Below are 24,859 nucleotides of genomic sequence, written 5' to 3'. Positions count from 1 at the left end.
CGCCGATAATCCTTGGCGGAGAATTATTTAAAATGGTCTTCTGGTCAGCGCCAGCAAACGAAAGACTAGTTGCTGCGACGGCGGAGCCAGATTTTGCGTCCTTCGGAGCTGCCCTCAAGGGCGAGCCACTTTCTTCCCACAGTCTGAGACCATTCCGGCAGGTCCGGTTTTCCCTGCATACACATCTGCGGTTCTGTCTGGCACTGGCAGCCGCTACCGTCATTGCCGGGGGCGGATTTTTGTTTACGACAGGGCGGCTGGTGCGGCATGGGCGGCCCGCACAACCGGTCATGTTCAATACAACTACACTGAGAAGGAACCGCGCTGCACCGAAAGAAGCACGACTGGTGCCGGAAGGGAGTATTGCCCCCGGAAGTCGGGTATCAAGACGCATCGACATAGCTGAAGGCGTCGAGGACGGCGACGCGCGCCTTTACACCTACCAGCACGTGGTTCTTGACGTCAAAGGCTCGAAACGCGCCGTGATTGATGATGCACTTCGCGGAGGAATTTCCTCGCTGAAATCTCGTTCGGAACCAGCCGAAGAAGCACTGGAGCGGGGTATTCCGGTCAATGTCAGTCTCGCCAGACCAGCCGTAGGAACAGAAGCCAAGGTTCATGAAATTATTGTCGCGCCGCAGTCACGCGAACGATTGGGCGCGTTGTTGCAGGCAGCGGGCATAGCAATCGAGGACAGCAAGCGGCTTGAGGAGGCTCTGGCTCGAACCGAACTGGTGCCCGGTGACAGTCTGGAACTGCTGGTCGATAAATCGGGGCAAGACGCTGGCGCTGATGGCGAACAGCACATCGCGCTTGCGCGCTTCGAGCATGGCGATATCGATAAAGCTGTCTACGGACGTGCCGACGATGGCGTTTTTCGCGCTACCGGCAATGAACGCCTTTTTGCACGACTGTCGCGCGATGCGATGCTGACAGCCTACCACCCACAAAATGAGGTCAGCAGTAGCGGCTCCATTCCGTCCCGGCTGGCACAGGCGGGCGCACCGAAAGCAATCGTCGGTGAAGTCGAGAGGCTGGCTTCACAGAATGGTATTTCGCTGAATGGTGGTAAAAGGCCGGACTTGATCGACCTGCTCTTCCGCAAAAGTGCGGAGACGGAACCGGAACTGGTTTTTGTCGAGTTCACAACGGATGGGAAAAGCCGCCGCCTGTATCGTCATGAAGGCAATGGCGGTGCGGATTACTTTAATGAAGACGGCTCCTCCATGACGAAATATCTCATGCAGAAACCTCTTCCGAATGGCCGTCTCAATGATGGTTTTGGCTGGCGCATACATCCCGTTCTGCATGTTCGCAAACACCATAATGGCGTGGATTACGATGCGCCGATCGGTTCGCCCATCGTTGCGGCGGGTGACGGTGTGGTGGAGCTTATCTCGTATCAGAAGGGATATGGAAAATATGTCCGTATCCGTCATCAGGGTGGCTACAGCACGACCTATGCGCATCTTTCAGCGGCCAGAAAAGACCTGAAGGTTGGCGAACACGTCAAGCAGGGTGAGGTGATCGCCTATGTCGGGTCGACAGGTTATTCAACAGGCCCACACCTCTATTATGAGCTCAAGGTCGGCGATCAGTATGTCAATCCGTTGACGGCGCGTCTCAACGCTGGTGAAAAACTGACTGGCTCGTCCCTGAACAGCTTCCGTGAAGAGATCGACCACGTGGGGCAGATCGTCAATGAAATGAAGCTGCCAGTCATGCCTGCTGCGCCTGAAGCGGCGAAGGCAGCCACCGGGAAAAGTGACCGTCATTAGAGGAGTAAACCGCTCTAACTATTTGATCGGGCGATAGGCGTTTGCCAGCGCGACGAATTCTTCCACACTGAGCGTTTCGGCACGGCGTGTTCCGTCGATGCCTGTCTTCTCAAGAAGCTCGGCCCCGCCAACCGGTTTCAGGCTCTGGCGTAACATCTTGCGACGCTGTCCAAAGGCGGCCTGCGTAATTTGCCCGAGCGCATTCGCATTGCAAGGCAGCGGGTTTTCACGCGGAATGATATGGACGACCGACGACATCACTTTCGGCGGTGGTGTAAATGCTTGCGGGGGCACATCGAAGCTGATCTTCGAAACAGTTCTCCACCCGGCAAGCACACCCAGACGTCCGTAATGATCGCTGTCAGGCGTTGCGACGATACGCTCGGCGACCTCCCGCTGGAACATCAATGTCATCGACGAATAGAAAGGGGGCCATGGCTCGACCAGCAGCCAGTTGAGCAGAAGCTGCGTGCCGACATTGTAAGGCAGATTGGCAACGATGCGCGGCTTTGGCCCATCTGGAAATAATGCCGAAAAATCCTGCTCAAGAGCGTCGCCTGAGATGATGCGCAGACGACCCGGATAATGGGCCTCAATTTCGGCAAGAGCATCAAGGCATCGTTCATCGCGCTCGATTGCCGTGACATAAGCGCCTTGGGCAAGAAGTGCGCGGGTCAGTCCGCCGGGACCCGGACCAACCTCGATGACGGGCTGGTCCTGCAGATTGCCCGCCTGCCGGGCGATCTTCGATGTCAGATTGAGATCGAAAAGGAAATTCTGGCCGAGCGATTTCTTCGGCATCAGATCGTGCCGTTCGATTACCTCGCGAAGCGGGGGAAGGCCATCAATACTCATGCCATTTGTACTCGTTAATGTCCGTTGGCTGCATTCTCAGCCAGTTCTTGCGCAAGGCGAATAGCCGCGACAAGGCTGTCCGGGCGGGCGATGCCTTTGCCCGCAATGTCAAAAGCCGTGCCATGGTCTGGCGATGTGCGAATGAAGGGAAGCCCGAGCGTTACATTCACGGTTTCGTCGAAAGCCAGCGCTTTGGCAGGGATAAGAGCCTGATCGTGATACATGCAGACCGCAGCATCATAGGTTGCGCGGGCTGGCGCGTGAAACATCGTATCAGCGGGCAGGGGGCCGCGCGCATTGATCCCCTCATGGCGCAACGCCTCGATTGCGGGAAGGATGACGACATCATCCTCTTTGCCCATGGCTCCGCCTTCGCCCGCATGCGGGTTGAGTCCGGATATGGCCAGACGGGGTGATGCGATGCCGAACCGTTCGCGCAGTTCGGTGGCGGTGATCCGCGATACTTCGATGATATCGGCAGTACGCAAGCGTACGGGTACTTCGGAAAGCGGAATGTGTATGGTGACCGGAACGGCGCGAAGCTGTGGCCCGGCCAGCATCATGACCGGCGTAACAGGCTTTCCAAGATGTTTGCTTGCCAGTTCCGCCAGAAATTCCGTATGGCCGGGATGCTGAAACCCGGCTTCATAAAGCGGCTTCTTCGAGATTGGGCAGGTAACGACTGCCGAAGCCTCACCTTTCAGTGTGAGCGCGACCGCGCGCTCGATGGCTTCGATGATGCCTGCAGCGTTTTCTGGCAACGGCTTCCCGACATTATCCGTCAGCTTGTTCTCGAGCGGAAGCACCGGCAACGCACGAGAAAAGACACTGCTTGCGGCAGATATAGTGGAAATAACCTCTATCTCAACATCAAGACCAAGGTGTCGTGCACGGGCAGCCAGTTGCAGCGGATCTGCCAGCAAGGCGAAAGGCGGCAGCGAAAGTTCGCTGCGCCGAAGCCAGGCTGCAAGCACAACATCGGGGCCGATGCCAGAAGGGTCGCCAATGCTGATAGCGAGGAGAGGAACAGGTGCGGCGGACATCACGTCATATTCCATAGAGGACGGATGAACCGTCCGGTCGGTTTAGCGATTAACGATCGTCGCCTTTTCGCGCAGTTCCTTCAGATATTTCTCGCTGAGCTGTTCGGCTTTCTTTTCCTGGCCAGCAGGGGAATCCGCACCTTCCATGGAGAAGACGAGCTGAGCAACGCGGTCATCCGATATCTGGCGGGTCGAGCAGACTGCCAGGAATTCCACGCCCTTTTCGGTTTCCTGTGGCGGGGTCGTGCCACCGACGGATGTTGCCTTGACCGCTTTCGCCCACTCGTTCGGCAATTGCTGTTCGATGATGCGGCCGAGATCGCGGACGGTCACGTCAAGAATGCCTTTGGCCTGCTGACGGGTCGCGTCACAGCTCTGGAAGCGCGAGCGAAGCGCATTGGCTTCCTGCTTGCGCTTGGAAAGCAGGGCAGGAGAGCGTTTGGAAGCGGGGATCACGAAAATGACCTGCTGAAGGCGATATTCGGTTGCCACAGGCTTCTTACCGCCATCCTTCAACATGCGTTGAACGGCTTCCTGTTCACTGACCATGCCGGTCGCGCGGAAACGGGCACTGACGAGGCGGCCCCAGCCCATCTGGACCATGATGTATTTCTTGAAATGGTCGGGCGTAACACCTGACTGGTTCATCAACTGATTGAGCTGAGCCAGGCTCATCTTGTTGCGGCTGGCAAACCCGGCATAAGCCTCATCGACCTGCTGGTCGGTAATGTTGATGCTGCGCGATTTCATTTCGATGCGCTTCAACATTTCATCGGTCAGTTCTTCTTTCGCGACCTGACTGAGATTGCCACCCTTGCGTTGCAGCTTCAGGAACGCGACGCGGTGCTGAATGTCGCTGTTTGTAATGGCATTGCCGGAAACGATGACTTTGACCTCGGACCCTGCACCTGCAGCAAATGCCGGAACCGCAACGGTTCCAAGCGTCGTCAGGCAAACTGCGGCGCTCAGCATGGAGGCGAAGAGAGGTCTTGCAATCATCATCTTTCTTTCCCGATTCCTTCCGGTCGACGAACGACAATCCTTACCGGACATATCCCATTATAGTCATTGCCGCTATTCAGCCCAACAAGCAATCATATCAGCGGCTGATCATAAGCTGCCTGTATAGATGAGCTAGTGCGGCGAAACAATGACCCAAAAGCTATTTTAGGAAGCTTGTATCGTCTGAATACTGAAGAATGGATGCCAAATCAGGCTTTGATGAGCAAATTTCTTTGTCGCATTAAATGGAAAGACCGGAAGCATTTCCAACGCTTCCGGTCCATCAAGATTAGAAAGTCTGATTACCGCTGCCTATGTCGCCGAGGGTGCGCAGCGAAATGTTGAAGCCAACGCTATGGGACGCTTTATCATCACCCGGATTGCGGGTTTGGACATAAGCCATGGAATACGTGAAGCACTCATCATCATAGGCGAGGCCTGACGATGCGCGGACCAAGGTTTCAGATACCATATCGTAGGTGCCTGAGCCGAAAACGCGCCAGTTCGTATTGATACGCGCTGTTGCCGAACCCGTAACTTCCTGACGAAGATCACTATATCCGTAGGCCGGCTGCGGCGCGATATAGGCGTATTGTGCAGAAACTGTCAGCTTTTGCCAGCTCTGCTGGGCTTCAAGCTCGCCGCGCTGAACTGCGAAACTGTCCTTGTCGAAACGTCCGCGCGCAGCCAGAGCAAGTCCTGTCGAGTTGGACGTGCCGATCATGGCAACATAGTCGGAGCGGGCATCTTGCAGGCCGGAATCTGCGCCGACATTCACGAAATCGCTTGTGCCGTAGGAGTTTACGCCACCCAGCTGGAATGACTGACCGCCGAGAGCATAAAGCGCCCAATCGCTATTGTTGAAGTTGCCCGAATAGCGGACGCCGAGATTGGCACGGGTGCCACCTTCAACACGATCATAACCGGAGAACTTGTCGCGCGAGAACAGGTTCGTCGCGTCGAAGACAAAGCTCTGGGCATCTTCATTCGGCAACTCGCCTGCATAGCGTTCGTTGTTGCGAACATAAAGCTGGGCAATCGGCTCGATGATATGGGTTGAGCTGGTGGTCGAGAACAGGATCGGCCAGCGCAGTTCAAGCCCTGCGGTTGCCATGGCGCGAAGCGCTTCCGAACGCACGAGTGCATCCGTATAGCCAGCATCTGCCAGATTGAAGTTCGTATTGGCGCCAATGGCGTCACCGCGCAGTGCCAGCAACGGCGTGATGACCAGACCGGCAGGCGTGATGAATGTGCGTTTCCATTCCGCTTCGGTAGTCAGACGTGCATTGGTTCCGTCGAAGCCTGGAACGCGAGGGAACCTCGTGCCGAGAGGCGTATAATTTGCATTCTGACGATAAAGAACCTGCAGATTGGTATTGAAGTTCAGCTCACCGCCATAGACCGGCTCAGGCATCGTGTAGGAATAATCCAGACTTGGGAAAACCCACGGCTGCTTCGAATGCATCTCGTTCGGATTATCCGACAAGAGAGATTCCTGCACATTGAAACGGTAGAAGTTCAGGTCGAAATAATTCCGGTTATTAATACCCGTAAGGTATATTTTGGAAACCTGAGTTTCGGCACCGTAGCCGTCAAGAGAATAAGTGCGGCTGAAATTCCGGTCGGTCTGTGCCATCACATCCCAACCAAAACGCCAGCGCGAATTAAGATTGAAATCGCCTTTCGATGCGACCATGCCGCGATTGTCTTCTTCGCGGTCAACGGTGTTTACATCGAATTCGCCCGGCTTGTTCTGGTGAATGCCAGCAATACGAAGATTGTATGTGCCATTTTCCAGGCGATGACGCCATTCGGCTTCGGTCAGGAAGCCCTGCTTCGTGTAATAGGTCGACGAAAGGGTCACGTCGTAATTCGGCGCAAGTGCCCAGAAATACGAGTTCTTGATGCCGAAGCCGAGATCGTCCTTGTAGGAGAAACCCGGAAACAGGAAGCCGCTCTTGCGCTTCACCGTCGGGTCTGCCATCTCGAATGCCGGGAAATAGGCAAGTGGCATACCAAAGAACTCGAAGCGGCCATGTTCAAAACGAACCGTCTTCGTCGTGCTGTTCCAGATGATCTTGCGCGCCTTGATCTGCCAGAGAACAGGCTTGTCCGGATTCTTCGCGCAGGGTTCGCAGGCCGTATAGACGCCATTGTTGAACGTCGTGATTTCGCCGTTACTGCGTTCAGCGCTTTCGGCGGCAAAGCGGGTGTTATCCGTCGTCTCGACGCGAAGGCCGTTTACGAAGCCGTCGCGGAAACTGTCGGTGACATCCATATGTTCGGAGTAGATCTTGTTGCCGTCGCGTTCGACGATCTCAACATTACCCGTCGCGGTCATGCGCCGCGTCTGCTGGTTATAGGTTACCTTGTCGGCGACGAGATGGTTGCCGTCATACTCGATACGCACCTTGCCCTGAGCCGTGACGGTATTGATGTCGCGATCATAGACGAGCTCGTCTGCTTGCAGAAGCATGCGCGCATTCGGATCGCTCTCATAATTGGATGCGAGAGCGTCCTGTGCCGATGCGGGTGAGGGCAGGGCTGCGACAGAAATGAAAGGTAAAGCAAGGACGCACGCCAAGGCAGTCCCGCGCGCAAGACGCGAGAGCGAATGGGGCAATACCATGCGGGCGTTACTCAAACCCACTAACCATCCTCCTTATGCAACAGAAAGGAGACACCAAAGAATGTCGCGATAACAACCGGAACCCAGGCAGCCACGAACGGCGGAACGAATCCCGCATTCCCGAATGCCTTCACCAGCACCGAAACGACATAAAGCATGAAGCCTGCGATAACGCCACCCAGAATCATCGCTCCTGACTGACCAAATCGCACAAATTTCAACGACACTGTTGCAGCAATGAGAGTCATCGCCATCAGCAATGCCGGCAATGCCAGAAGTGACTGGTATTGCATGTCAAATGCGTTTGCCGAATAACCGAACGAACGCGCGACTTCGATCTTGTGACGCAACTGCGTGAAGGGGATCGTGTCGGGCGTCGCGAGCTTCTCTTCCACATATTCCGGGCGCAGCTGCGTCTCTATCTGGAAACTCGCCATTTTCTGGGGTTCTTCGCCGCGCGCGAATCGCGTCACGTCGGTAAGCTCCCAATGACCGTCCTTCAGCTGCGCAGTCCGCGCATCGTAACGGACCTTGATGTTCTTCTTTTCATCGAACTGAATGAATGTCGCATCGGCAAGTGTCGCGCCCTGATCCAGAATGCTTTTTGCGCCGATGATGGTTTCGCCTTCATCCGTTTTCTGGCGCAGCCAAGGATCGCGCAAGGCGGAAACGTCGGTAACCTTGCCGGTCTTCCATGTCGATGCAATCTCGTCGGCCTTGGCAAAGCCGTAGGCAGCAAACGGATTGAGGATGAAGATGGTGGCAAGGCCAAACAGGAAAGCGCCGAAACAGGCAGGCAGAAGGAATTGCCAGGCCGACACGCCAACGGAGCGGGCGACAACGAGTTCGTATTTTCTGTTGAGCGAGATGAGCGTCGCCATTGCGGAAAACAGGGCAACGAACGGGATCATCTGCTGCATGATGAACGGAACGCGCATGGCGGAAAGGCCAAGCGCCGCCCATACCGAATAGTCCGGCAGGTTCGAAAGCTTGCTCGCATTCTCGGTAAAATCGAGAAGCAGGGACAATGCAAAGATACCGAGCAGAAAATAGAACGTGATCTGCACGTAGCGGATGAAGAAATAGCGTCCAAGCGTCCAGCCGATCATGCCTGACCTCCGGCTTTATTGCGCGAACGTCCAGTGAGACGGGCATAGCGCTCCGAAACACGGTTTCTCAGATTGTCGAAATTGTCGAGAATACGGTCGTTCCATTTGTCCGGCAGGCCGATCCGTCGCCCGGTAGCGAGCGCAAAGCCCGTCACAAGAATGACAGCGGCAGGAACGAGATACATGACAACGATATAGCCTGCATCCTTGTCTGCCCGGTCGGACGCGAAATAGCCTGCCCAATAGACGAGAAGGGCGGTGCTGATCGCCGAGAAGGACGCCGATACGCGGGCTTCGCGATGCGAGCGGGAATCGCCCGCAAAAGCCAGTGCGATCATTGCAAAGACAACCGGATAGAGCCATTGCGTCAGACGGCGATGCAATTCGGCCTTGTAGCGCAATGGACGGGTCTGAAGGATCGGATCGTTCGGGTCCGGATTCAACAGGTAGGAAAGCGGACGATCCTTCGCGTAGATAACGAAATCGTCGCCAGCCGAGGCGAACTGGCTGAGATCGAATGCGTAGGAATTGAACTTGATGATCGAGACGGTGCCATCCGACACATCACGCCGCTGCACTTCACCGTTCTGCATCAAAAGCATGTCGCCAGTCGGCGTCGACGCAATCGCGCCATCTGCGGCGTAATAGATGAGGTCGAGCGACGGATCGCGTGAATCGGCAATGAAAAGCCCGCCAATGCTGCCGTCTGCGCGTCGTTCTGCGACCTGAATATAGAGATTATCCGCCAGTTTCCGGAAGTTGCCTTCCTGAACGATGACATTCATCAGGTCGGCGCTGGCATTGGCAATCATCGCGCGCATGTTCATGCGCGCATAGGGATCGACATAATTGGCGACGAGAAACGAGACGACGGAAATGACGGCTGCAAGAATCAGGATTGGACGCATGACCGCGCTGCGCGGTGCGCCCGACGCATTGATGACGACGAGCTCGGAATCCTGGTTCATCGTCGAAAGCGTCTGGGTGATCGCAATAATCAGCGCAAACGGCATCACGAGAGGGATGGCCGACGGGATCAACAGCGAGCTGAACTGAATGATGGTCTGGAATGTCTGTCCGCTTGTGGTCAGAAAGTCGATGCGCTGGAGCACCTGCACAGTCCAGGTAATACCGACCGCCGCCCCAAGCACTGCTAGGAACATGATCGCCACCCGGCGCAAGATGTACAACTCAATCAATCGCATAGGTGGAGTCTACATCCCGGTTCCGTTGAAGGAGTGCGCACCCGAAAGGGCAGCAGCACTCGTGATAATCATTAAACTTAATGACGCTTGGCTAAGATTGGCCCAATAAACGCGGTTAACAGACTACTAAAAGCATTAGGAAGATGCCAGCTCTGCTACTCCCATTAATGGGCCCTGTTAATGAGCGATGAGTCGGCTCATGGCAACCAGTTTTTGTGCGGAGCAGGTAAGACGGGTTTGCAATTGTGTCCTGCACGGTTTTCCTCGGGCTAAAACTGGACAATCTAGCATCAACTCTTGCTGTTTCGCCATATTCGTCTCACATGAGTGGGGAAAAGTCGCGACACAATCGTGTCATTCTCAAATCGACACCAAGTTTGGAGTTGTCATGTCTAAACGTCCTTCGATCTCTTTCAGCGATTTTGCAGCACCGGAAAAAGGCGTGTCCATCGTCCTCGTCGCCAAGGGCGGCGGCTTTGCGGATGAGGCGGCTCAGGCTGCTGGCGGTGCGGAAAAGATCAAGCGCATTGCCGAAATTTCCGGATTCACCGGTGCTCTCGGCAAGACCGCTGAGGCGATCGAAACCACGTCCAGCGGTGTCGACAAGATTGTTCTGGTCGGCGTCGGTGAACCGGGCAAGCTTGGCAATGACGATTGGTTGAAGATCGGCGGCGCTGCATTTTCACGAATCGGTAAAGCCGAGCGCGCAACGGTGACGCTTGCATTGCCTGAAACCACCATTGCCGGTGACGAAGCAGCTGATCTCGCGCTTGGTATGATTCTGCGCTCCTACAAGTTCGAGCGCTACAAGACGCGCAAGAACAATGAGGAAAATGGCGATCCGAAACACGCTGCCAAGATCAGCATCTGCGTCGCTGATCCGCACACGGCGAAGCGGGCTTTTGAAGTTGCTGAAGCGGTTGCGGACGGTGTTATCCAGGCGCGCAATCTCGTCAATGAGCCTGCGAACATTCTCGGCCCGGTCGAATTTGCACAGGAAGCTGAAAAGCTCGAAAAGCTTGGCGTGAAGATCGAGGTTCTCGGCGAGAAGGAAATGAAGAAGCTCGGCATGGGCGCGCTTCTCGGCGTGGCACAGGGTTCCGTTCGCCCGCCGCGACTGGTTATCATGGAATGGCAGGGCGCGAAGAGCAAGGAAAAGCCGGTTGCCTTTGTCGGCAAGGGCGTGGTGTTCGATACGGGCGGTATTTCCATCAAGCCTGCCGCTGGCATGGAAGACATGAAGGGCGACATGGGTGGCGCGGCAGCCGTTACTGGTCTGATGCGCGCTCTGGCTGGACGCAAGGCAAAGGTCAATGCCATCGGCATTATCGGCCTTGTTGAAAACATGCCGGATGGCAATGCCCAGCGCCCGGGTGACATCGTTACATCCATGTCGGGACAGACGATTGAAGTCATCAACACCGATGCCGAAGGCCGTCTCGTTCTCGCCGATGCGCTGCACTACACGAATGACCGTTTCAAGCCGCGCTTCATCATCAATCTGGCCACCCTTACGGGCGCTGTCATGGTTGCTCTCGGCCAGTATCACGCCGGCCTCTTCTCCAATGACGACGAGCTTGCGGATCAGCTTTATGATGCAGGCCAGTTGACCGGTGAAAAGCTGTGGCGCCTGCCGCTCGGCACCGAATACGACAAGATGATCGATTCGAAGTTTGCCGATATGAAGAACAGCGCTGGCCGTTACGGCGGATCGATCACGGCGGCACAGTTCCTGAAGCGCTTTGTCGGCGAAACCGCTTGGGCGCATCTCGACGTTGCCGGAACGGCTATGGGGTCGCCAGCAAACGAGTATAGCCAGACATGGGCTTCAGGTTATGGCGTCCGCTTGCTGGACCGCCTTGTCCGGGATCATTTCGAAAGCTAAAATCTTTTCCAAACAAAAGGATGGGTGGAGAAGCGGAATCAATTTCTTCACCCATTCCCGAAACGGATAGCGCATGGCGGAAATTCTCTTCTACCATCTGACGGAATCGACGCTCGATGAGGCCTTGCCCGGTCTGGTCGAGCGCTCGCTCGGGCGCGGCTGGCGCGTCACGATCCAGACTGTCAGCGAGGAAAGACGCGATGCGCTGGATGGTTTGCTCTGGACCTTCTCCGATACGTCCTTCGTGGCGCATGGCACCGATAAAGAGCCTCATCCCGAACACCAGCCGGTTCTGCTGACGACCAGTGAAGCCAATCCGAATGGAGCGACGGTGCGCTTTCTCGTTGAAGGCGCAGGACTGGAACAGGCGGATGCCTATGAACGTCTTGTCGTCATGTTCGACGGCCACGATCAGGATCAGCTCGATATTGCCCGAGGGCAGTGGAAAAATTTCAAGGCGGGGAGCCACGACTTGACCTACTGGCAGCAAACGCCCGATCGCCGTTGGGAGCGCAAAGCGTGACGCGATTGCTATTTATTTTGATGATCGTCGCCGGTTTCGGGCTCGCCATCGGTTATCCTTGGTATATGCGCCATTTCACCGGCAGCGAAATCGGGCGCTGGGCCATGCTTGAAAACCGCCAAAGCGGCTTCAAGATACAGGAAGTCAGGCTGTCGGCGGACGATGGGCCGGTGCGTGTGTTCATTGATGCAACGCCTTTGCCGGGTTACGTACCTGCGGAAAGGCGCTCGGCGGTGACCCTTGCGGTCAGCCGCGACGGCCAGCCGGTTCTCTCTCAGGGGCTCGATTTCGCCTCGACGAGCGGTTCCATCAATACGGACCGCCCGCAGGATGGCAGCGTTCTGCGCCAGAGTGCGGGCGATATCGATCCAGTCATTCCGGGGCTTTATGCGTTCCGTCTGGTGCAGGGAAACACGGATGGGCTTCAGCTTTCAAAAGCCGATCTCGTATTGCGTCGTGGAGCGGAAACGCCGGACGAGGTCTATACGACCATAGGTCTGATCCTCGGTGCATTCGGTCTTTATGCCTTGATGCGCACGCGCCTGCGTCCCCAGAGCTGATTGATGACGATGCTCTGCAAAATTTCCGACAGATTGCTGCTGTTGCTGCTTTCGGCTCTTGCAGCGCTGGTTGCGCTGATACCGCTCGAAAAGCTTGGCGTCTTCGGCTCTTCTTTTGAAGGGCAGAGCGGTTACGCCGCCCTTTATTTCGGGTTTCCCGTTCTGACCGTCATTTTCGCGCTTCTCGCGGTGCGGTTCATGCCCCGTCCTCTGCCGGTTGCCATGCGTGTCATCGGCTGGATCGTGTTGGGGGTCGTGATCTTGCTTATGTTCACGTAGGACTCTGCCGACAGACAGAAGGCCGATTTTTAATCGGCCATAGCTTCTTCATATTCGGTGGAAAGCTCCAGCCACTTGTCCTCTGCATCCGCAAGTGCAGAACGGGTATCGCTCATGTCCTTGTTGATCCGGACCGCCTTCTGAGGTTCCTTCTCGTAAAGCGCCGGGTCTTCCAGTTGCGACGAGAAGCCTTGAATCTGTTTCTGCAGTTTTTGAATCAAGGCTTCGGTTTCCTTGATCTTTTTCTGCAGCGGCGCCATGGCTTCGCGCTTCTGGGCGGCGAGCTTTCGCTGTTCAGCCTTGTTGACCTTGGCGTTATCGTCGCGGTCGGCAGCCGGTTCTCCCTTGGCATCAGCAAGAACGATCTGTCGGTATTCATCGAGATCGCCTTCAAACGCCTTCACGCCGCCTTCGCGGACCAACCAGAGTCGTTCCATCGTGGCTTCGATAAGATGGCGGTCGTGGGCAATCAGGATAACCGCGCCGTTGAAAGCGTTCAGCGCATGCACAAGCTCCTCGCGGCTGTCGATGTCGAGATGGTTGGTCGGTTCGTCGAGGATCAACAGGTTGGGACCATGAAAGGTCGCAAGTCCCATCAGGAGGCGCGCTTTCTCGCCACCGGACAGGTCTTTGGCCGGCGTCAGCATCTTCTCGGTCGACAGGCCCATCTGCGCAACGCGCGCGCGCACCTTCGCTTCCGGTTCCGTCGGCATGAGTTTGCGCACATGCTCGATGGCATTGTCTTCAGGAATCAGATCGTCCATCTGATGCTGTGCGAAGAATGCGACTTTCAGGCTCGGCGAAAGCGTGAGCGTGCCTTTTTCCGGCGTCAGACGACCGGCAATCAGCTTTGCAAGCGTTGACTTACCGTTACCGTTCGAGCCGAGGAGGGCGATGCGGTCATCATTGTCGATGCGCAAGGTCACATTGCGAAGGACCGGCTTGCCCGGCACATAACCGACATCGGCATTATCAAGCGCGATGACAGGCGATGCCGTCTTTTTGTCGGCATCCGGAAAACGAAACGGCTGCACATTGCTTTCAACATAAAGCTCAATTGGCTTGAGCTTTTCCAAAGCCTTCATGCGCGATTGCGCCTGACGGGCCTTGGTGGCCTTGGCACGGAACCGTTCCACGAAGGATTCCATGTGCTTGCGGTGGGCTTCCTGCTTGGCGTGGGCCTTCTGCTGCAATTCCAGCATTTCGTGGCGCTGGCGCTCGAACTGATCGTAATTGCCACGCCAGAAGCTGATCTTCTTCTGGTCGAGATGCATGATCGAACTGGTCGCCGAGTTCAGGAGATCACGGTCGTGGCTGATGATGATGACGGTGTGCGGATAGCGCTTCACATAGTCGACCAGCCACAGCACGCCTTCAAGGTCGAGATAGTTGGTCGGTTCGTCGAGGAGCAGCAGGTCCGGTTCGGCGAAAAGAACTGCGGCCAGAGCGACGCGCATGCGCCAGCCGCCGGAAAAGGCGGACGCAGGCTGGCGTTGTGCTTCGGCGTTGAAACCGAGACCGGACAGAATGGCGCCTGCGCGAGCTTCCGCCGAATGCGCATTGATATCGGCAAGGCGTGTATGAATTTCCGCAATGCGGTGCGGGTCGGTTGCCGTGTCGGCCTCTTCAAGAAGTGCTGTGCGCTCCTTGTCCGCCTTCATGACGATTTCAATCAGTGCGTCCTCGGTGCCGGGCGCTTCCTGCGCCACCTGACCGATACGGGTATTTTTCGGAAGCGAGATGCTGCCTGTTTCCGGCGCAAGATCGCCCGTGATCACACGAAACAGCGTGGATTTGCCGGTGCCGTTGCGGCCGACGAAACCCGTCTTCGACCCCGCAGGCAGCGTTACGCTGGCATGGTCGATCAAGAGGCGTCCGGCAATTCGTACGGAGATGTCGTCAAGGATAAGCATGGTGAAAGCGCTTTTGCACGGCTTGAAGCGTTTCCGCAAGTATCAACATCAGTCAGGCGAAGCGGCGTCCGCCTTCGGTTCGCTGGAATTGTGAGAGGTCGAGCGACGGAGCGTCGGTACCGAGCCGCGTCAATGCCGCGTGGATCTGGCCGCGATGATGGGTCTGGTGATTGAACAGATGCGCCAGCGAAGGCGCAAGCCGCTGGCTCATCGTGCGCAGGTCCGAAACGGTCGTATAGGTAAAACGTCCAGCAAGCTTGTCGGCGTTCAAGGAGTCGGTGTACCGGCAGATGCGTTCATCTTCGGCATGACGCAGATCGCGCAGCGTGATGAAATTGTCGGTGATGATGGCGTCGAGTTGCTTTGGATGGTCGCCTTCGCCGGTAAACCGCTTCATCCAGATGCGGTCGGTGACCAGAAGATGGTTGAGCGTGCGATGGATCGAACCGAAGAACAGCCCAAGATCGAGCCGGTATTCCTCGTCGCTCAGATCGGCGGCAGCGGCATAGAGCAGTTCGTTGGCCCAGCGATTGTACCACGCAAACATTTGAAAATGCTGTTCCATACAAGTTCCCCGCTACCCGATAGCCTGAATCAGAGTGGCATTATCTATGCCTTCAAATTTCCGTCGTCTCAAGCTGCTAGGCGGTATGCGATGTGTTCTAAATTGAACGGCCTCTTGGCAATTCGGCCTATCGACGGTATAGAGCCTCACTTTTCTAAAAATTCCAGCGAACAAGGTGTCATAATGGCAATCGAACGTACCTTCTCCATGATCAAGCCCGATGCGACCCGCCGCAACCTGACCGGCGCAATCACTGCCAAGCTTGAAGCAGCTGGCCTGCGCGTCGTCGCTTCGAAGCGCGTCTGGATGAGCCTGCGTGAAGCTGAAGGCTTCTATGCTGTTCACAAGGATCGCCCGTTCTTCGGCGAACTGACCGAATTCATGTCTTCCGGCCCGACGATCGTTCAGGTTCTGGAAGGCGAAAACGCCATCGCCAAGAACCGCGAAGTCATGGGTGCAACCAACCCGGCCAACGCTGACGAAGGCACCATCCGCAAGGAATTCGCCCTGTCGATCGGCGAAAACTCCGTGCACGGTTCGGACGCTCCAGAAACCGCTGCAGAAGAAATCGCTTACTGGTTCTCGGGCACCGAAATCGTCGGCTAATCCCACCCGGAATTCAGAGAAAAAGCCCGGCATTGCCGGGCTTTTTTTGTTGGGTGAGATGACGCGCAGAAGCAAATCTCAGAGGCTCTGTGCGAGCCTTGCCATTTCTTTTCCTTCGTCATCGAAGAGAACAAGCTTGCCCATGTCGATCTTGTAGGACTTGGTTTTGCCGAGCACATCGAGGAACTTGCGTTCCTGGTTCATGAGGGCAGGCGGGCACTGGACATAGGTCGATCCGATATCGGCAAAGGAAATGTTTTCCCCGGTCACGACCGCCTTGCTGAAATAACGGTTGCAGCCGCCTGAGCCACTGACGGCACCGTCGCTCGAAACCGTCAGCGTCGTCTGAGCATTGTCGATCACGCCGCCGCCCTGAATGTCTTCCGCGAGCCAGTCCTTGCCCTCGATGCCGATGGTAACGCCTTCATCACCGCTCTTGCGAACCATCACAACCTTGATTTCTGCCGGTTCGCCGGGGTTCTCCGGATCGATGGTATAGCGCTCGTCATTGACGAACCATAGCGTATCGCCTGCCGAAATGCGCGCCTGCAGGGCATAGGTATGACCGGGCTGAATCTGGTCCGTATCAAAATTGATGGCAAACGGGATCGGCGATCCCTGAACGGATTCAATCCGCGTTTCGCCAATGACTTTGGAAGGAGCGTCGGCCAGCGAGACATCGGAAAGCTGAACCGTCAGGTTTGCCTCCGGTGGCAGCGCGATACGCTCACGATACATCACCTTGCCGCTGACGGTTTTTTCCGCGGCAATGCTGCTCGTCGGCATCGACGTGGTCAGGAATAAGGCAGCGCCACCAAGCGCGCCAATGCCGACCACGAGTGCCGCAGCAATTGAAAGGGTTTTTGCCAGTCCATTTCGCATCGTCAAAGCCCGAAACTTCCGTTCCCGCACGCGTCATCTGTTGCAAGACAGATGGCGCTGATGCGGTTTCCAATCTGTCTTTCATTATCGCTTGTCAGCGTCTGATTCATCATGCCGACATTAGCGAAATCTTCATGTGAAAATTGTGGCAGCGCAAGAACACACCACCTAAATCAGCCATTATTCTAGGGGGTTAAATAGTTAATTCACGATTAAAATGAGAAATAGAGATCAACAGAATAGCTGGCAATCGAAAGATTACGACTGTTTCCAGCGTTCACGGATCTTTTCGTCTTCCTCTTTGGACGACACCCAGCCACCAACCGAACCATCTGCGAGATGTTCCCGCTTCCAGAATGGGGCGTCGGTTTTCATGTAGTCCATCAGGAATGAGGCGGCCTCGAAAGCCGCATGTCGATGCGACGACGCTGCTGCAACCAGAACGATGTTTTCGCCCGGTTTGATGAGTCCGTAACGGTGAATGATCGTGAGGGCTGTTATCGGCCAGCGCTCGATGGCCTGTCGGGCGATGCGGGTGATTTCCGCTTCGGCCATGCCCGGATAATGCTCCAGTTCCAGAGCGGAAAGCGTGCCGCTTTCATCGCGACACAGCCCGGTAAAGGTGACGATAGCGCCGATATCCGTGCGCCCATGCTCAAGCTTGCGCAGTTCCGCTGCCGTGTCGAAGTCTTCACTTCTTATGCCGACGAAAAGTGGGCATGTCATTAGGGCATTTCCAGTTTTGCTTGAATCATTGAAAACGCCCTATGTTTTTCTTTTACGCATTATCCTACGCAAAACCGCTCCGCACTTTTGCCGGAAATGCTCTTGCCCGCTCACTTCATCCTCCCGTCATGGGCGGAAAGAGCGCAACTTCATCGCCGTCATTCACGAGTTCAACGTGCTCGGCATGTTCCTGATTGATCGCGGCACGGATGACATGTTCGTGCTCGAAGGCGGCTTCATATTCATCACCGCGCGATTTCAGGTGGCTGATCAGGTCAGCCACTGTCGTTTTGGGCGAGGGAAGTTCGATTAACTCTTCACCCTTGCCGATTTTCTCGCGCACCCATGCAAAATAGACGAGTTTTACCGTCACTGGATCAATCCATTACGTGTTTGAGGCCCGCCTTGAAATAGTCCCAGCCCGTATAAAGCGTCAGAAGAGCCGATATCCAAAGCAGGACAATACCCATTTCGGTTACATAGGGCACGACTTTGTCACCAGCAGGGCCTGCGAGCAGAAAAGCGAGAGCAACCATTTGTGCTGTCGTCTTCCATTTGGCGAGACGGGAGACGGGAACGCTGACCTTCAGTTCGGCAAGATACTCACGCAACCCCGAAACAAGGATTTCGCGGCAAAGGATGATGATTGCGGCCCACAGCGTCCAGCCGGCGATCGTGCCATCAGCTGCCAGAAGCAGCAGGATGGCGGATACGAGCAGCTTGTCGGCAATCGGGTCCAACATGCGACCGATGGTCGATGTCTGCTTCCAGATGCGGGCGAGGTAACCGTCGAAAAAGTCTGTAATGCTGGCGACGATAAACAATCCCAGAGCTGTCCATCGGGCGAAATCGCTTGATTCCAGCCGCCCCTCGACAAAGAAGCACAATACCACAAGGGGAACGGCGATGATCCGGCCGTAAGTGAGGATATTGGGCAAGGAGAGGGTATGATTTTTCTGCATTGTTCCGCCACGTCGTTGTTAGCGCACATCAACAGGGATGACCGATAAAATCAACACCTGCGAATATGTTCTGCCGGGACCTAATGACGCTTGTGCATAAATCCCGGACAAAATTGCGTCATCTGTCACGAAAATGATCGTGAATCGTCTTGGCCATGGCTTCCGAGATACCTTCGATCTGCATCAGATCGGCAACCGCGGCTCTGGAAACCGCTTTTGCAGTCCCGAAATGGTGCAGCAGGGCACGCTTGCGCGATGGGCCGATTCCCGCAATTTCATCGAGCGGATTCTTGACCATTTCCTTCTTGCGACGGGCGCGGTGTGTGCCGATGGCAAACCGGTGCGCTTCGTCGCGCAGGCGCTGGATGAAATAAAGTACAGGATCGCGCGGCGGCAGCGTGAAGGCCTGTTTGCCTTCCACGAAGAAACGCTCGCGCCCCGCTTCACGGTCGACGCCCTTGGCAATACCGATTGCATTGACGAGATGGCTGATTCCAAGCTCCCCGAGAATTTGCCTTACCGCACCGACCTGGCCTTGACCGCCGTCGATCAAAATGACATCGGGCCATGCGGGAAATGTATCGGTTACTTCTGCGTCAGCGGGCTCTTCCGGCGTGCCATGCTCCTTGACCAGCCGTGAGAAGCGCCGCTCGATAACCTCGCGCATCATGCCGAAGTCGTCGCCCGGCGTAATGTCGGTCGAGCGGATATTAAACTTCCGGTACTGGTTTTTGACAAAGCCTTCCGGCCCGGCGACGATCATGCCACCGACGGCATTCGTGCCCATGATATGCGAGTTATCGTAGACCTCGATGCGGCGCGGGGGCTGGGACAGGCCGAAGGTCTCAGCCATGCCTTGCAACAGGCGCGCCTGTGACGATGTTTCGGCAAGCCGCCGTCCAAGCGCTTCGCGCGCATTGGTCAGGGCGTGATCGACAAGGTCTTTCTTCTCGCCGCGCTGTGGAACGTTGACCTGCACCTTATGGCCCGCTCGCGTCGAGAGCGCTTCGGCAATAAGCGATTGCTCCTCAACCGTTTCGGACAAGAGAACCAGACGCGGACATGGCTTGTCGTCATAGAACTGGGACAGGAATGCCCCCAGAACCTCTGCCGGGCCGAGCGAACTGTCCGCTTTGGGGAAATAGGCGCGATTGCCCCAGTTCTGGCCGGTACGGAAGAAGAAGACCTGAATGCAGGTCATGCCGCCTTCCTGATGGATGGCGAAAACGTCAGCCTCTTCGACCGTCTGTGGATTGATACCCTGATGTGACTGGACGTGAGAAAGCGCCGCCAGACGATCCCGGTAAACCGCTGCATGTTCGAAATCGAGATCAGCCGATGCGGCTTGCATTGCCGTTGCAAGGTGGTCTTTTACCGACTGGCTCTTGCCGGACAGAAACGCCTTGGCCTCGTTGACGAGTTCGGCATAGTCCTCATCGCTGATCTCGTGCGTGCAGGGGCCGGAACAACGCTTGATCTGAAAGAGAAGGCAGGGACGGGTGCGTGTCTCAAAAACCGAATCCGTGCATGTCCGCAACAGAAAGGCGCGCTGAAGCGCGTTGATCGTGCGACCGACAGCACCGGCAGAGGCGAATGGGCCGAAGTAGTCTCCCTTGCGGGACCGTGCACCGCGATGCTTGAAAATGCCGGGTGCCCGATGGTCGCCAGTCAGGAGAATATAGGGAAACGACTTGTCATCGCGCATCAGCACGTTGAAGCGCGGACGCAATCTCTTGATGAGATTTGCTTCCAGCAGCAAGGCCTCGGTTTCCGTCCGGGTGACGACGAATTCCATCGTCACCGTTTCGCGGATCATCCTTGTTATGCGGTTAGAATGGCCGATCCCGCGCGCATAATTGGAGACGCGCTTCTTGAGATTGCGTGCCTTGCCGACATAGAGCACGTCACCATCGCTGTTGAACATGCGATAGACGCCCGGATTGTTCGGCAGGCGCTTCACGAAAGCATTGATGATGTCCTGACCGCTCAGGCCTTCAATGTCCGGCAGGCCATCCGAAGAATCCCATTGAATGGAATCGGCAGCGGACGGCGAGGCAGGGACGTCGACTATATCGTCCGTCTCGTCATCATCGTCGGTTTCCGCATCACCAATGATTATACCGGCCACATCCTGCTCGTCATCTGACGGCAGGTTTGCAACGGCATCCTCATTGTTCTTGCGGTTTCCGGTCATTCGGTGATTCCTGCAATATCCGGGGTTTCCCATGCCAGATGCTGTCCGCCATCAAGTGCGATCATCTGGCCGGTGACTGAGCGGCTTTCCCAGAAATAGCGAACAGTACGCCCAAATTCCGACAATTCCGGCGCACGCTGCAAAAGAAGTTTCTCGACCTGCCGTTCGAAATCGCCTGGCTTCTGCCGTTCGCTCGGCAATGTTGGACCAGGTGCGATTGCATTGACCCGAATCTGCGGAGCAAGCGCTTGTGCCATCGTTCGGGTGGCGTTCCAGAGGGCCGTCTTTGAAAGCGTGTAGGAAAAGAAGTTCGGATTGAGCTTCCAGACGCGCTGGTCGATGACATTGACGACAAGCGCTTCTTCACCATCGGGCAGGGCTTTTGCCATTTCTTCAGCCAGCAGGACAGGCGCCTTGAGGTGGATGGCAAAGTGCTTGTCCCACAGCGTCATGTCCAGTTGGCCGATGCGGTCATCTTCAAAGAGCGATGCATTATTGACGAGGAGCTGGATCGGCCCGATCTGGCGCGACGCATCTTGCACAAGATTGCGAATATCGGATTCGGACGAAAGGTCCGCGCGCACGACACAGGCTTTGCCGCCTTGTTCATTTATGGACGCTGCAAGGGCGGCGCCTTCATCGATGGAGTGATTATAGTGTATGGCGACCGGGAAGCCATGGGCGGCAAGGTCTTCGACAATTGCCTTCCCAATGCGCCGTGCGCCGCCGGTGACCAGAACCGGGCATTTAGCAAGCAGGCGAGGCTCTTGATCGTTCAACACGGTAAACACTTTCTTATCGAGATTCTTCAATCGATTTCATGCCATTTCGGTCGGAAGATTGCAGCTAAAAACAGCGCCTGCAATGTTCACAACTGACAAATTTGTAGAGATTTCAGCGGCTTCGTGTCACTTCGCCGCGCGTTGCCGTCACTGCAATCGACGTTATCCCACTATATAGGTGGCTGAATTCGGCGTTGCGATAATGCAACATCGTATTTTTGCCATGTTCTCGTCAGGTTCTCTCCACAGAAGCGGGCATTTCGTGCCGCAATTACCGCCGATATGTCGATCCTGTCAGCGCGGCATGGACGATTTGCTCCCAACATCGCCCGCCCGATAAGGGACCGCGCTAAAGGTAATTTGTGTAAGGAGAATGCTATGCGCACTCTTAAGTCTCTCGTAATCGCCTCGGCTGCGCTGCTGCCGTTCTCTGCGACTGCTTTCGCTGCTGATGCCATTCAGGAACAGCCTCCTGTTCCGGCTCCGGTCGAAATGGCTCCGCAGTACAGCTGGGCTGGTGGCTACACCGGTCTGTACCTCGGCTACGGCTGGAACAAGGCCAAGACCGACACCGTAGGCACCGTTAAGCCTGACGATATGAAGGCTGGCGCTTACGCTGGCTGGAACTTCCAGCAGGACCAGTTCGTATACGGTGTTGAAGGCGACGCCGGCTACTCCTGGGCCAAGAAGACCAAGGATGGTCTGGAAGTTAAGCAGGGCTTCGAAGGCTCGCTGCGTGCACGTCTCGGCTACGACCTGAACCCGGTTATGCCGTACATCACGGCTGGTGTTGCCGGTTCGCAGGTCAAGCTCGACAACGGCTTTGACGACGAAAGCAAGTTCCGCGTTGGTTGGACTGCTGGTGCCGGTCTGGAAGCTAAGCTCACGGACAACATCCTGGGCCGCGTTGAATACCGCTACACCCAGTTCGGTAACAAGACCTACGACCTCGGCAACGAATCGGTTCGTAACAAGCTCGACACCCACGACATCCGCGTCGGCGTTGGCTACAAGTTCTAATTATCTGATAATTGAACACGGAAAACCGGGCAGGCAACTGCCCGGTTTTTTGTTGCGCTGTTTAGCTCAGTTGTTCGCGGCATCTGTCAGCCAGTCGCGAAATGCGGCCATCGCTTGCGTTTCCGTCCGCGACTGTAGCCTTGTCAGCCAGTAGCTGCCCATCGTCACCGTCGTCTCGAACGGCTGGACAATGGTTTCCGACAGCAATTGCCGGGAAAACATCAGTGGCGGGGCAAGCGCAATACCCGCTCCCTGCATGGCGGCTTCCATCATCGCGAGCGACGAATCGAACATGATGCTTCGCGGCAGGGGCATGTCGCCCGTGACGCCTGCTGCCTGAAACCATTGTGTCCATTCATCGGCACGATAGGAGCGCAGCAAAGTATGTCGTGCGAGATCGGCCGGTGTTCGCAATTCGCGCGCCAGTTCCGGGATGCAAAGTGGCGACAGGGGCGCTTCCAGTAATCGGGTTGCGTCGATGCCGTGCCAGGCGCCGCTCCCGAAACGGATCGCGTAATCCAGTCCCTCCGCCGCAATGTCCACCCGGTTGTTGTTGGTCGAAAGCCGCAGGTCGATGAACGGGTAGCGATTCTGAAAATCGCGCAAACGTGGCAGTAGCCATCCGACGGCCAAGGTGCCGACAGCACCCACACGCAAGATTTCCCGATAATGCCCCGCTTCGAAACGTTCTAGCGTTCCGGCAATCCTGTCGAATGCGTCCTTTAATGTGGGAAGCAGCGTTTCTCCTTCGCTCGTCAGCATCAGCCCGCGGGGCAGGCGCTCGAACAATGTCACGTTCAGACGGGTTTCGAGGCTCTTGACCTGATGGCTGACAGCTGCCTGCGTGACGCAAAGTTCAATCGCGGCCTTCGTAAAGCTCAGATGGCGCGCCGATGCCTCGAAGGCGCGCAGGGAATTGAGCGGGAGATGCGGTCGAACCATGTTGCCCCCAATTTTTCTAATGCCAAGTGCTAGATAACGTCGTTTGTCGCGCCAGTGCAAGCATCGTATATAAGCTGGGCCTGAAAGGCTTATATCCCGCAAAGCGGGCTTCAATGTAATGGACCGCGCAATACCGGCTATGTCTTGAGAAAGATGCAGCGGAACGCATAATCATGAGGTTTATTTATCTGTCATGAGAAAATCTACGACACTTTTGATCGGTTTCCTCACCACTGCCGCTATTATCCCGAATAATGGCGCGCTGGCTGCGAGCAAGGCGAATGATGGCGACTTGCGCCGTATTGTCGATGAAACGGTGCGCCCGCTCATGGCCGAGCAGAAAATCCCCGGCATGGCCGTCGCTATAACCATCGACGGCAAGAGCCACTTCTTCGGTTATGGTGTGGCATCGAAGGAAAGCGGGCAAAAAGTCACCGAAGACACGATTTTCGAGATCGGCTCGGTCAGCAAGACCTTCACTGCAATGCTCGGCGGCTACGGGCTGGCGACAGGCGCGTTCACTCTGTCCGATCCCGCGACCAAATGGGCCCCCGAACTGGCAGACAGCAGCTTCGACAAGATCACCATGCTTGATCTTGGGACCTACACGCCGGGCGGATTGCCCCTCCAGTTTCCCGATGCTGTCTCCGATGACAGTTCGATGCTGGCATATTTCAAGAAATGGAAGCCGGACTATCCGGCAGGCACGCAGCGTCGCTATTCGAATCCCAGCATCGGCCTGTTCGGCTATCTGGCGGCACGAAGCATGGACAAGCCGTTCGACGTTTTGATGGAGCAAAAGCTTCTGCCTGCATTCGGCCTGAAGAACACCTTCATCAATGTGCCGGAAAGCCAGATGAAGAACTACGCCTACGGCTATTCCAAAGCCAACAAGCCGATCCGGGTATCGGGCGGGGCGCTGGATGCACAAGCCTATGGCATCAAGACCACCGCGCTTGATCTTGCCCGCTTCGTCGAACTGAACATCGACAGCTCATCTCTGGAGCCTGATTTCCAGAAAGCCGTCGCCGCAACGCATACCGGTTACTACCGTGTCGATGCGAACAATCAGGGGCTTGGCTGGGAGTTCTACAACTATCCGACCGCGCTCAAGACGCTTCTTGAGGGCAACTCGTCGGACATGGCGCTGAAGTCGCACAAAATCGAGAAATTCGATACACCTAGCCAACCGTCAGCTGATGTGTGGCTCAACAAGACAGGCTCAACCAACGGCTTTGGCGCTTATGCGGCCTTTATTCCTGCGAAGAAGATCGGAATTGTTCTGCTTGCCAACCGGAACTATCCGATTGATGAGCGCGTAAAGGCTGCCTATCGGATATTGCAGGCGCTCGACAAGAAGCAATAGACCGCAAAAAAGAACCCCGGAAAATCCGGGGTT

23 protein-coding genes are annotated in these 24,859 nt (G+C 56.0%); 8 read left to right on the top strand and 15 right to left on the bottom strand.

Going from position 1 to position 24,859, the window contains the following annotated elements:
• The first annotated feature begins 32 nt into the window (after window positions 1–32).
• The gene (locus OANT_RS13525) at window positions 33–1,778 is read left to right on the top strand and encodes a M23 family metallopeptidase (RefSeq protein WP_012092395.1); all 1,746 of its coding nucleotides are present in this window, start codon (window positions 33–35) and stop codon (window positions 1,776–1,778) included.
• An 18-nt stretch (window positions 1,779–1,796) separates the two neighbouring features.
• Here OANT_RS13525 and rsmA read toward each other — a convergent pair whose 3' ends face one another.
• The 6 genes from rsmA to lptF form a co-directional block, all read right to left on the bottom strand.
• Window positions 1,797–2,633: a 16S rRNA (adenine(1518)-N(6)/adenine(1519)-N(6))-dimethyltransferase RsmA gene (gene rsmA, locus OANT_RS13520; protein ID WP_012092394.1), complete on the bottom strand. Its 837-nt coding sequence runs from the start codon at window positions 2,631–2,633 to the stop codon at window positions 1,797–1,799.
• 14 nt (window positions 2,634–2,647) lie between these two features.
• Window positions 2,648–3,676, bottom strand: coding sequence for a 4-hydroxythreonine-4-phosphate dehydrogenase PdxA (pdxA, locus tag OANT_RS13515; protein WP_041545222.1), 1,029 nt, complete (start codon window positions 3,674–3,676; stop codon window positions 2,648–2,650).
• A 42-nt stretch (window positions 3,677–3,718) separates the two neighbouring features.
• Window positions 3,719–4,678: a peptidylprolyl isomerase gene (locus OANT_RS13510; RefSeq protein WP_010661664.1), complete on the bottom strand. Its 960-nt coding sequence runs from the start codon at window positions 4,676–4,678 to the stop codon at window positions 3,719–3,721.
• Window positions 4,679–4,967: 289 nt separating this feature from the next.
• Window positions 4,968–7,307 (bottom strand): LPS-assembly protein LptD, encoded by a 2,340-nt coding sequence (locus tag OANT_RS13505; RefSeq protein ID WP_041545219.1) that lies wholly within the window; start codon window positions 7,305–7,307, stop codon window positions 4,968–4,970.
• Window positions 7,308–7,327: 20 nt separating this feature from the next.
• Entirely contained in the window at window positions 7,328–8,416 is a 1,089-nt protein-coding gene (gene lptG / locus OANT_RS13500; protein ID WP_012092391.1) for an LPS export ABC transporter permease LptG, read from the bottom strand.
• Window positions 8,413–9,621 (bottom strand): LPS export ABC transporter permease LptF, encoded by a 1,209-nt coding sequence (gene lptF / locus OANT_RS13495; RefSeq protein WP_010661667.1) that lies wholly within the window; start codon window positions 9,619–9,621, stop codon window positions 8,413–8,415. Before lptF ends, lptG begins: the two co-directional genes overlap by 4 nt.
• 388 nt (window positions 9,622–10,009) lie before the next feature.
• On the opposite strand from lptF, the gene OANT_RS13490 reads away from it, so the two are divergent.
• The 4 genes from OANT_RS13490 to OANT_RS13475 all read left to right on the top strand — a co-directional run bounded on the left by OANT_RS13490 (window position 10,010) and on the right by OANT_RS13475 (window position 12,868).
• Window positions 10,010–11,506 carry a leucyl aminopeptidase gene (locus OANT_RS13490; protein WP_012092390.1) on the top strand — a complete coding sequence of 499 codons (1,497 nt, stop codon included), beginning with the start codon at window positions 10,010–10,012 and terminating at the stop codon, window positions 11,504–11,506.
• Window positions 11,507–11,579: 73 nt separating this feature from the next.
• A complete protein-coding gene (locus OANT_RS13485) occupies window positions 11,580–12,029 on the top strand; it encodes a DNA polymerase III subunit chi (RefSeq protein WP_012092389.1) in 450 nt (149 codons plus the stop codon).
• On the top strand, window positions 12,026–12,589 hold the full coding sequence (gene bspB / locus OANT_RS13480) for a type IV secretion system effector BspB (protein ID WP_012092388.1): 564 nt from the start codon (window positions 12,026–12,028) through the stop codon (window positions 12,587–12,589). Before OANT_RS13485 ends, bspB begins: the two co-directional genes overlap by 4 nt.
• 3 nt (window positions 12,590–12,592) lie before the next feature.
• Window positions 12,593–12,868, top strand: coding sequence for a hypothetical protein (locus tag OANT_RS13475; RefSeq protein ID WP_012092387.1), 276 nt, complete (start codon window positions 12,593–12,595; stop codon window positions 12,866–12,868).
• Window positions 12,869–12,897: 29 nt separating this feature from the next.
• On the opposite strand, the gene OANT_RS13470 is transcribed toward OANT_RS13475, so the two are convergent.
• Entirely contained in the window at window positions 12,898–14,781 is a 1,884-nt protein-coding gene (locus tag OANT_RS13470; RefSeq protein ID WP_012092386.1) for an ABC-F family ATP-binding cassette domain-containing protein, read from the bottom strand.
• Window positions 14,782–14,833: 52 nt separating this feature from the next.
• Entirely contained in the window at window positions 14,834–15,346 is a 513-nt protein-coding gene (locus OANT_RS13465; protein WP_012092385.1) for a DinB family protein, read from the bottom strand.
• 183 nt (window positions 15,347–15,529) lie between these two features.
• Between OANT_RS13465 and ndk the strand changes: the two genes are divergently transcribed.
• Window positions 15,530–15,952, top strand: coding sequence for a nucleoside-diphosphate kinase (gene ndk, locus OANT_RS13460; RefSeq protein WP_010661674.1), 423 nt, complete (start codon window positions 15,530–15,532; stop codon window positions 15,950–15,952).
• Between the two features lie 78 nt (window positions 15,953–16,030).
• On the opposite strand, the gene OANT_RS13455 is transcribed toward ndk, so the two are convergent.
• From OANT_RS13455 to OANT_RS13430, 6 genes are all read right to left on the bottom strand, one after another.
• On the bottom strand, window positions 16,031–16,834 hold the full coding sequence (locus OANT_RS13455; protein WP_012092384.1) for a YbaY family lipoprotein: 804 nt from the start codon (window positions 16,832–16,834) through the stop codon (window positions 16,031–16,033).
• Window positions 16,835–17,092: 258 nt separating this feature from the next.
• Complete coding sequence (locus OANT_RS13450) at window positions 17,093–17,560, bottom strand: molybdenum cofactor biosynthesis protein MoaE (protein ID WP_010661676.1); 468 nt, start codon at window positions 17,558–17,560, stop codon at window positions 17,093–17,095.
• Between the two features lie 115 nt (window positions 17,561–17,675).
• On the bottom strand, window positions 17,676–17,933 hold the full coding sequence (gene moaD / locus OANT_RS13445) for a molybdopterin converting factor subunit 1 (protein ID WP_010661677.1): 258 nt from the start codon (window positions 17,931–17,933) through the stop codon (window positions 17,676–17,678).
• Between the two features lie 4 nt (window positions 17,934–17,937).
• Window positions 17,938–18,522 carry a CDP-diacylglycerol--glycerol-3-phosphate 3-phosphatidyltransferase gene (gene pgsA, locus OANT_RS13440; protein ID WP_010661678.1) on the bottom strand — a complete coding sequence of 195 codons (585 nt, stop codon included), beginning with the start codon at window positions 18,520–18,522 and terminating at the stop codon, window positions 17,938–17,940.
• Between the two features lie 118 nt (window positions 18,523–18,640).
• Window positions 18,641–20,716, bottom strand: coding sequence for an excinuclease ABC subunit UvrC (gene uvrC / locus OANT_RS13435; protein ID WP_010661679.1), 2,076 nt, complete (start codon window positions 20,714–20,716; stop codon window positions 18,641–18,643).
• Complete coding sequence (locus OANT_RS13430; protein ID WP_036580704.1) at window positions 20,713–21,528, bottom strand: SDR family oxidoreductase; 816 nt, start codon at window positions 21,526–21,528, stop codon at window positions 20,713–20,715. The genes uvrC and OANT_RS13430 overlap by 4 nt, the downstream gene beginning before the upstream one ends.
• A gap of 348 nt (window positions 21,529–21,876) precedes the next feature.
• Between OANT_RS13430 and omp25 the strand changes: the two genes are divergently transcribed.
• Window positions 21,877–22,518, top strand: a complete 642-nt coding sequence (gene omp25, locus OANT_RS13425; protein WP_010661681.1) for an outer membrane protein Omp25 — start codon at window positions 21,877–21,879, stop codon at window positions 22,516–22,518.
• A gap of 66 nt (window positions 22,519–22,584) precedes the next feature.
• On the opposite strand, the gene OANT_RS13420 is transcribed toward omp25, so the two are convergent.
• The gene (locus OANT_RS13420; RefSeq protein WP_012092382.1) at window positions 22,585–23,460 is read right to left on the bottom strand and encodes a LysR family transcriptional regulator; all 876 of its coding nucleotides are present in this window, start codon (window positions 23,458–23,460) and stop codon (window positions 22,585–22,587) included.
• Window positions 23,461–23,653: 193 nt separating this feature from the next.
• On the opposite strand from OANT_RS13420, the gene blaOCH reads away from it, so the two are divergent.
• Window positions 23,654–24,826 carry an OCH family extended-spectrum class C beta-lactamase gene (gene blaOCH / locus OANT_RS13415; RefSeq protein WP_012092381.1) on the top strand — a complete coding sequence of 391 codons (1,173 nt, stop codon included), beginning with the start codon at window positions 23,654–23,656 and terminating at the stop codon, window positions 24,824–24,826.
• Window positions 24,827–24,859: the final 33 nt, after the last annotated feature.

The sequence above is a fragment of the Brucella anthropi ATCC 49188 genome (genome assembly GCF_000017405.1).
GTDB lineage: Bacteria > Pseudomonadota > Alphaproteobacteria > Rhizobiales > Rhizobiaceae > Brucella > Brucella anthropi.
The sequence above is the reverse complement of the archived record's forward strand: the minus strand, read 5'-3'. Positions and strand labels throughout refer to the sequence as shown.

Coding starts and splice junctions, on each gene's coding strand:
- OANT_RS13470 (WP_012092386.1), bottom strand. CDS start 14,781: ATGCTTATCCTTGACGACATCTCCGTACGAATTGCCGGACGCCTCTTG.
- OANT_RS13510 (WP_010661664.1), bottom strand. CDS start 4,678: ATGATGATTGCAAGACCTCTCTTCGCCTCCATGCTGAGCGCCGCAGTT.
- OANT_RS13465 (WP_012092385.1), bottom strand. CDS start 15,346: ATGGAACAGCATTTTCAAATGTTTGCGTGGTACAATCGCTGGGCCAAC.
- lptF (WP_010661667.1), bottom strand. CDS start 9,621: ATGCGATTGATTGAGTTGTACATCTTGCGCCGGGTGGCGATCATGTTC.
- uvrC (WP_010661679.1), bottom strand. CDS start 20,716: ATGACCGGAAACCGCAAGAACAATGAGGATGCCGTTGCAAACCTGCCG.
- OANT_RS13485 (WP_012092389.1), top strand. CDS start 11,580: ATGGCGGAAATTCTCTTCTACCATCTGACGGAATCGACGCTCGATGAG.
- lptG (WP_012092391.1), bottom strand. CDS start 8,416: ATGATCGGCTGGACGCTTGGACGCTATTTCTTCATCCGCTACGTGCAG.
- OANT_RS13525 (WP_012092395.1), top strand. CDS start 33: ATGGTCTTCTGGTCAGCGCCAGCAAACGAAAGACTAGTTGCTGCGACG.
- OANT_RS13490 (WP_012092390.1), top strand. CDS start 10,010: ATGTCTAAACGTCCTTCGATCTCTTTCAGCGATTTTGCAGCACCGGAA.
- ndk (WP_010661674.1), top strand. CDS start 15,530: ATGGCAATCGAACGTACCTTCTCCATGATCAAGCCCGATGCGACCCGC.
- omp25 (WP_010661681.1), top strand. CDS start 21,877: ATGCGCACTCTTAAGTCTCTCGTAATCGCCTCGGCTGCGCTGCTGCCG.
- OANT_RS13505 (WP_041545219.1), bottom strand. CDS start 7,307: ATGGTATTGCCCCATTCGCTCTCGCGTCTTGCGCGCGGGACTGCCTTG.
- rsmA (WP_012092394.1), bottom strand. CDS start 2,633: ATGAGTATTGATGGCCTTCCCCCGCTTCGCGAGGTAATCGAACGGCAC.
- OANT_RS13420 (WP_012092382.1), bottom strand. CDS start 23,460: ATGGTTCGACCGCATCTCCCGCTCAATTCCCTGCGCGCCTTCGAGGCA.
- blaOCH (WP_012092381.1), top strand. CDS start 23,654: ATGAGAAAATCTACGACACTTTTGATCGGTTTCCTCACCACTGCCGCT.
- pdxA (WP_041545222.1), bottom strand. CDS start 3,676: ATGTCCGCCGCACCTGTTCCTCTCCTCGCTATCAGCATTGGCGACCCT.
- OANT_RS13455 (WP_012092384.1), bottom strand. CDS start 16,834: ATGCGAAATGGACTGGCAAAAACCCTTTCAATTGCTGCGGCACTCGTG.
- OANT_RS13450 (WP_010661676.1), bottom strand. CDS start 17,560: ATGACATGCCCACTTTTCGTCGGCATAAGAAGTGAAGACTTCGACACG.
- pgsA (WP_010661678.1), bottom strand. CDS start 18,522: ATGCAGAAAAATCATACCCTCTCCTTGCCCAATATCCTCACTTACGGC.
- OANT_RS13475 (WP_012092387.1), top strand. CDS start 12,593: ATGACGATGCTCTGCAAAATTTCCGACAGATTGCTGCTGTTGCTGCTT.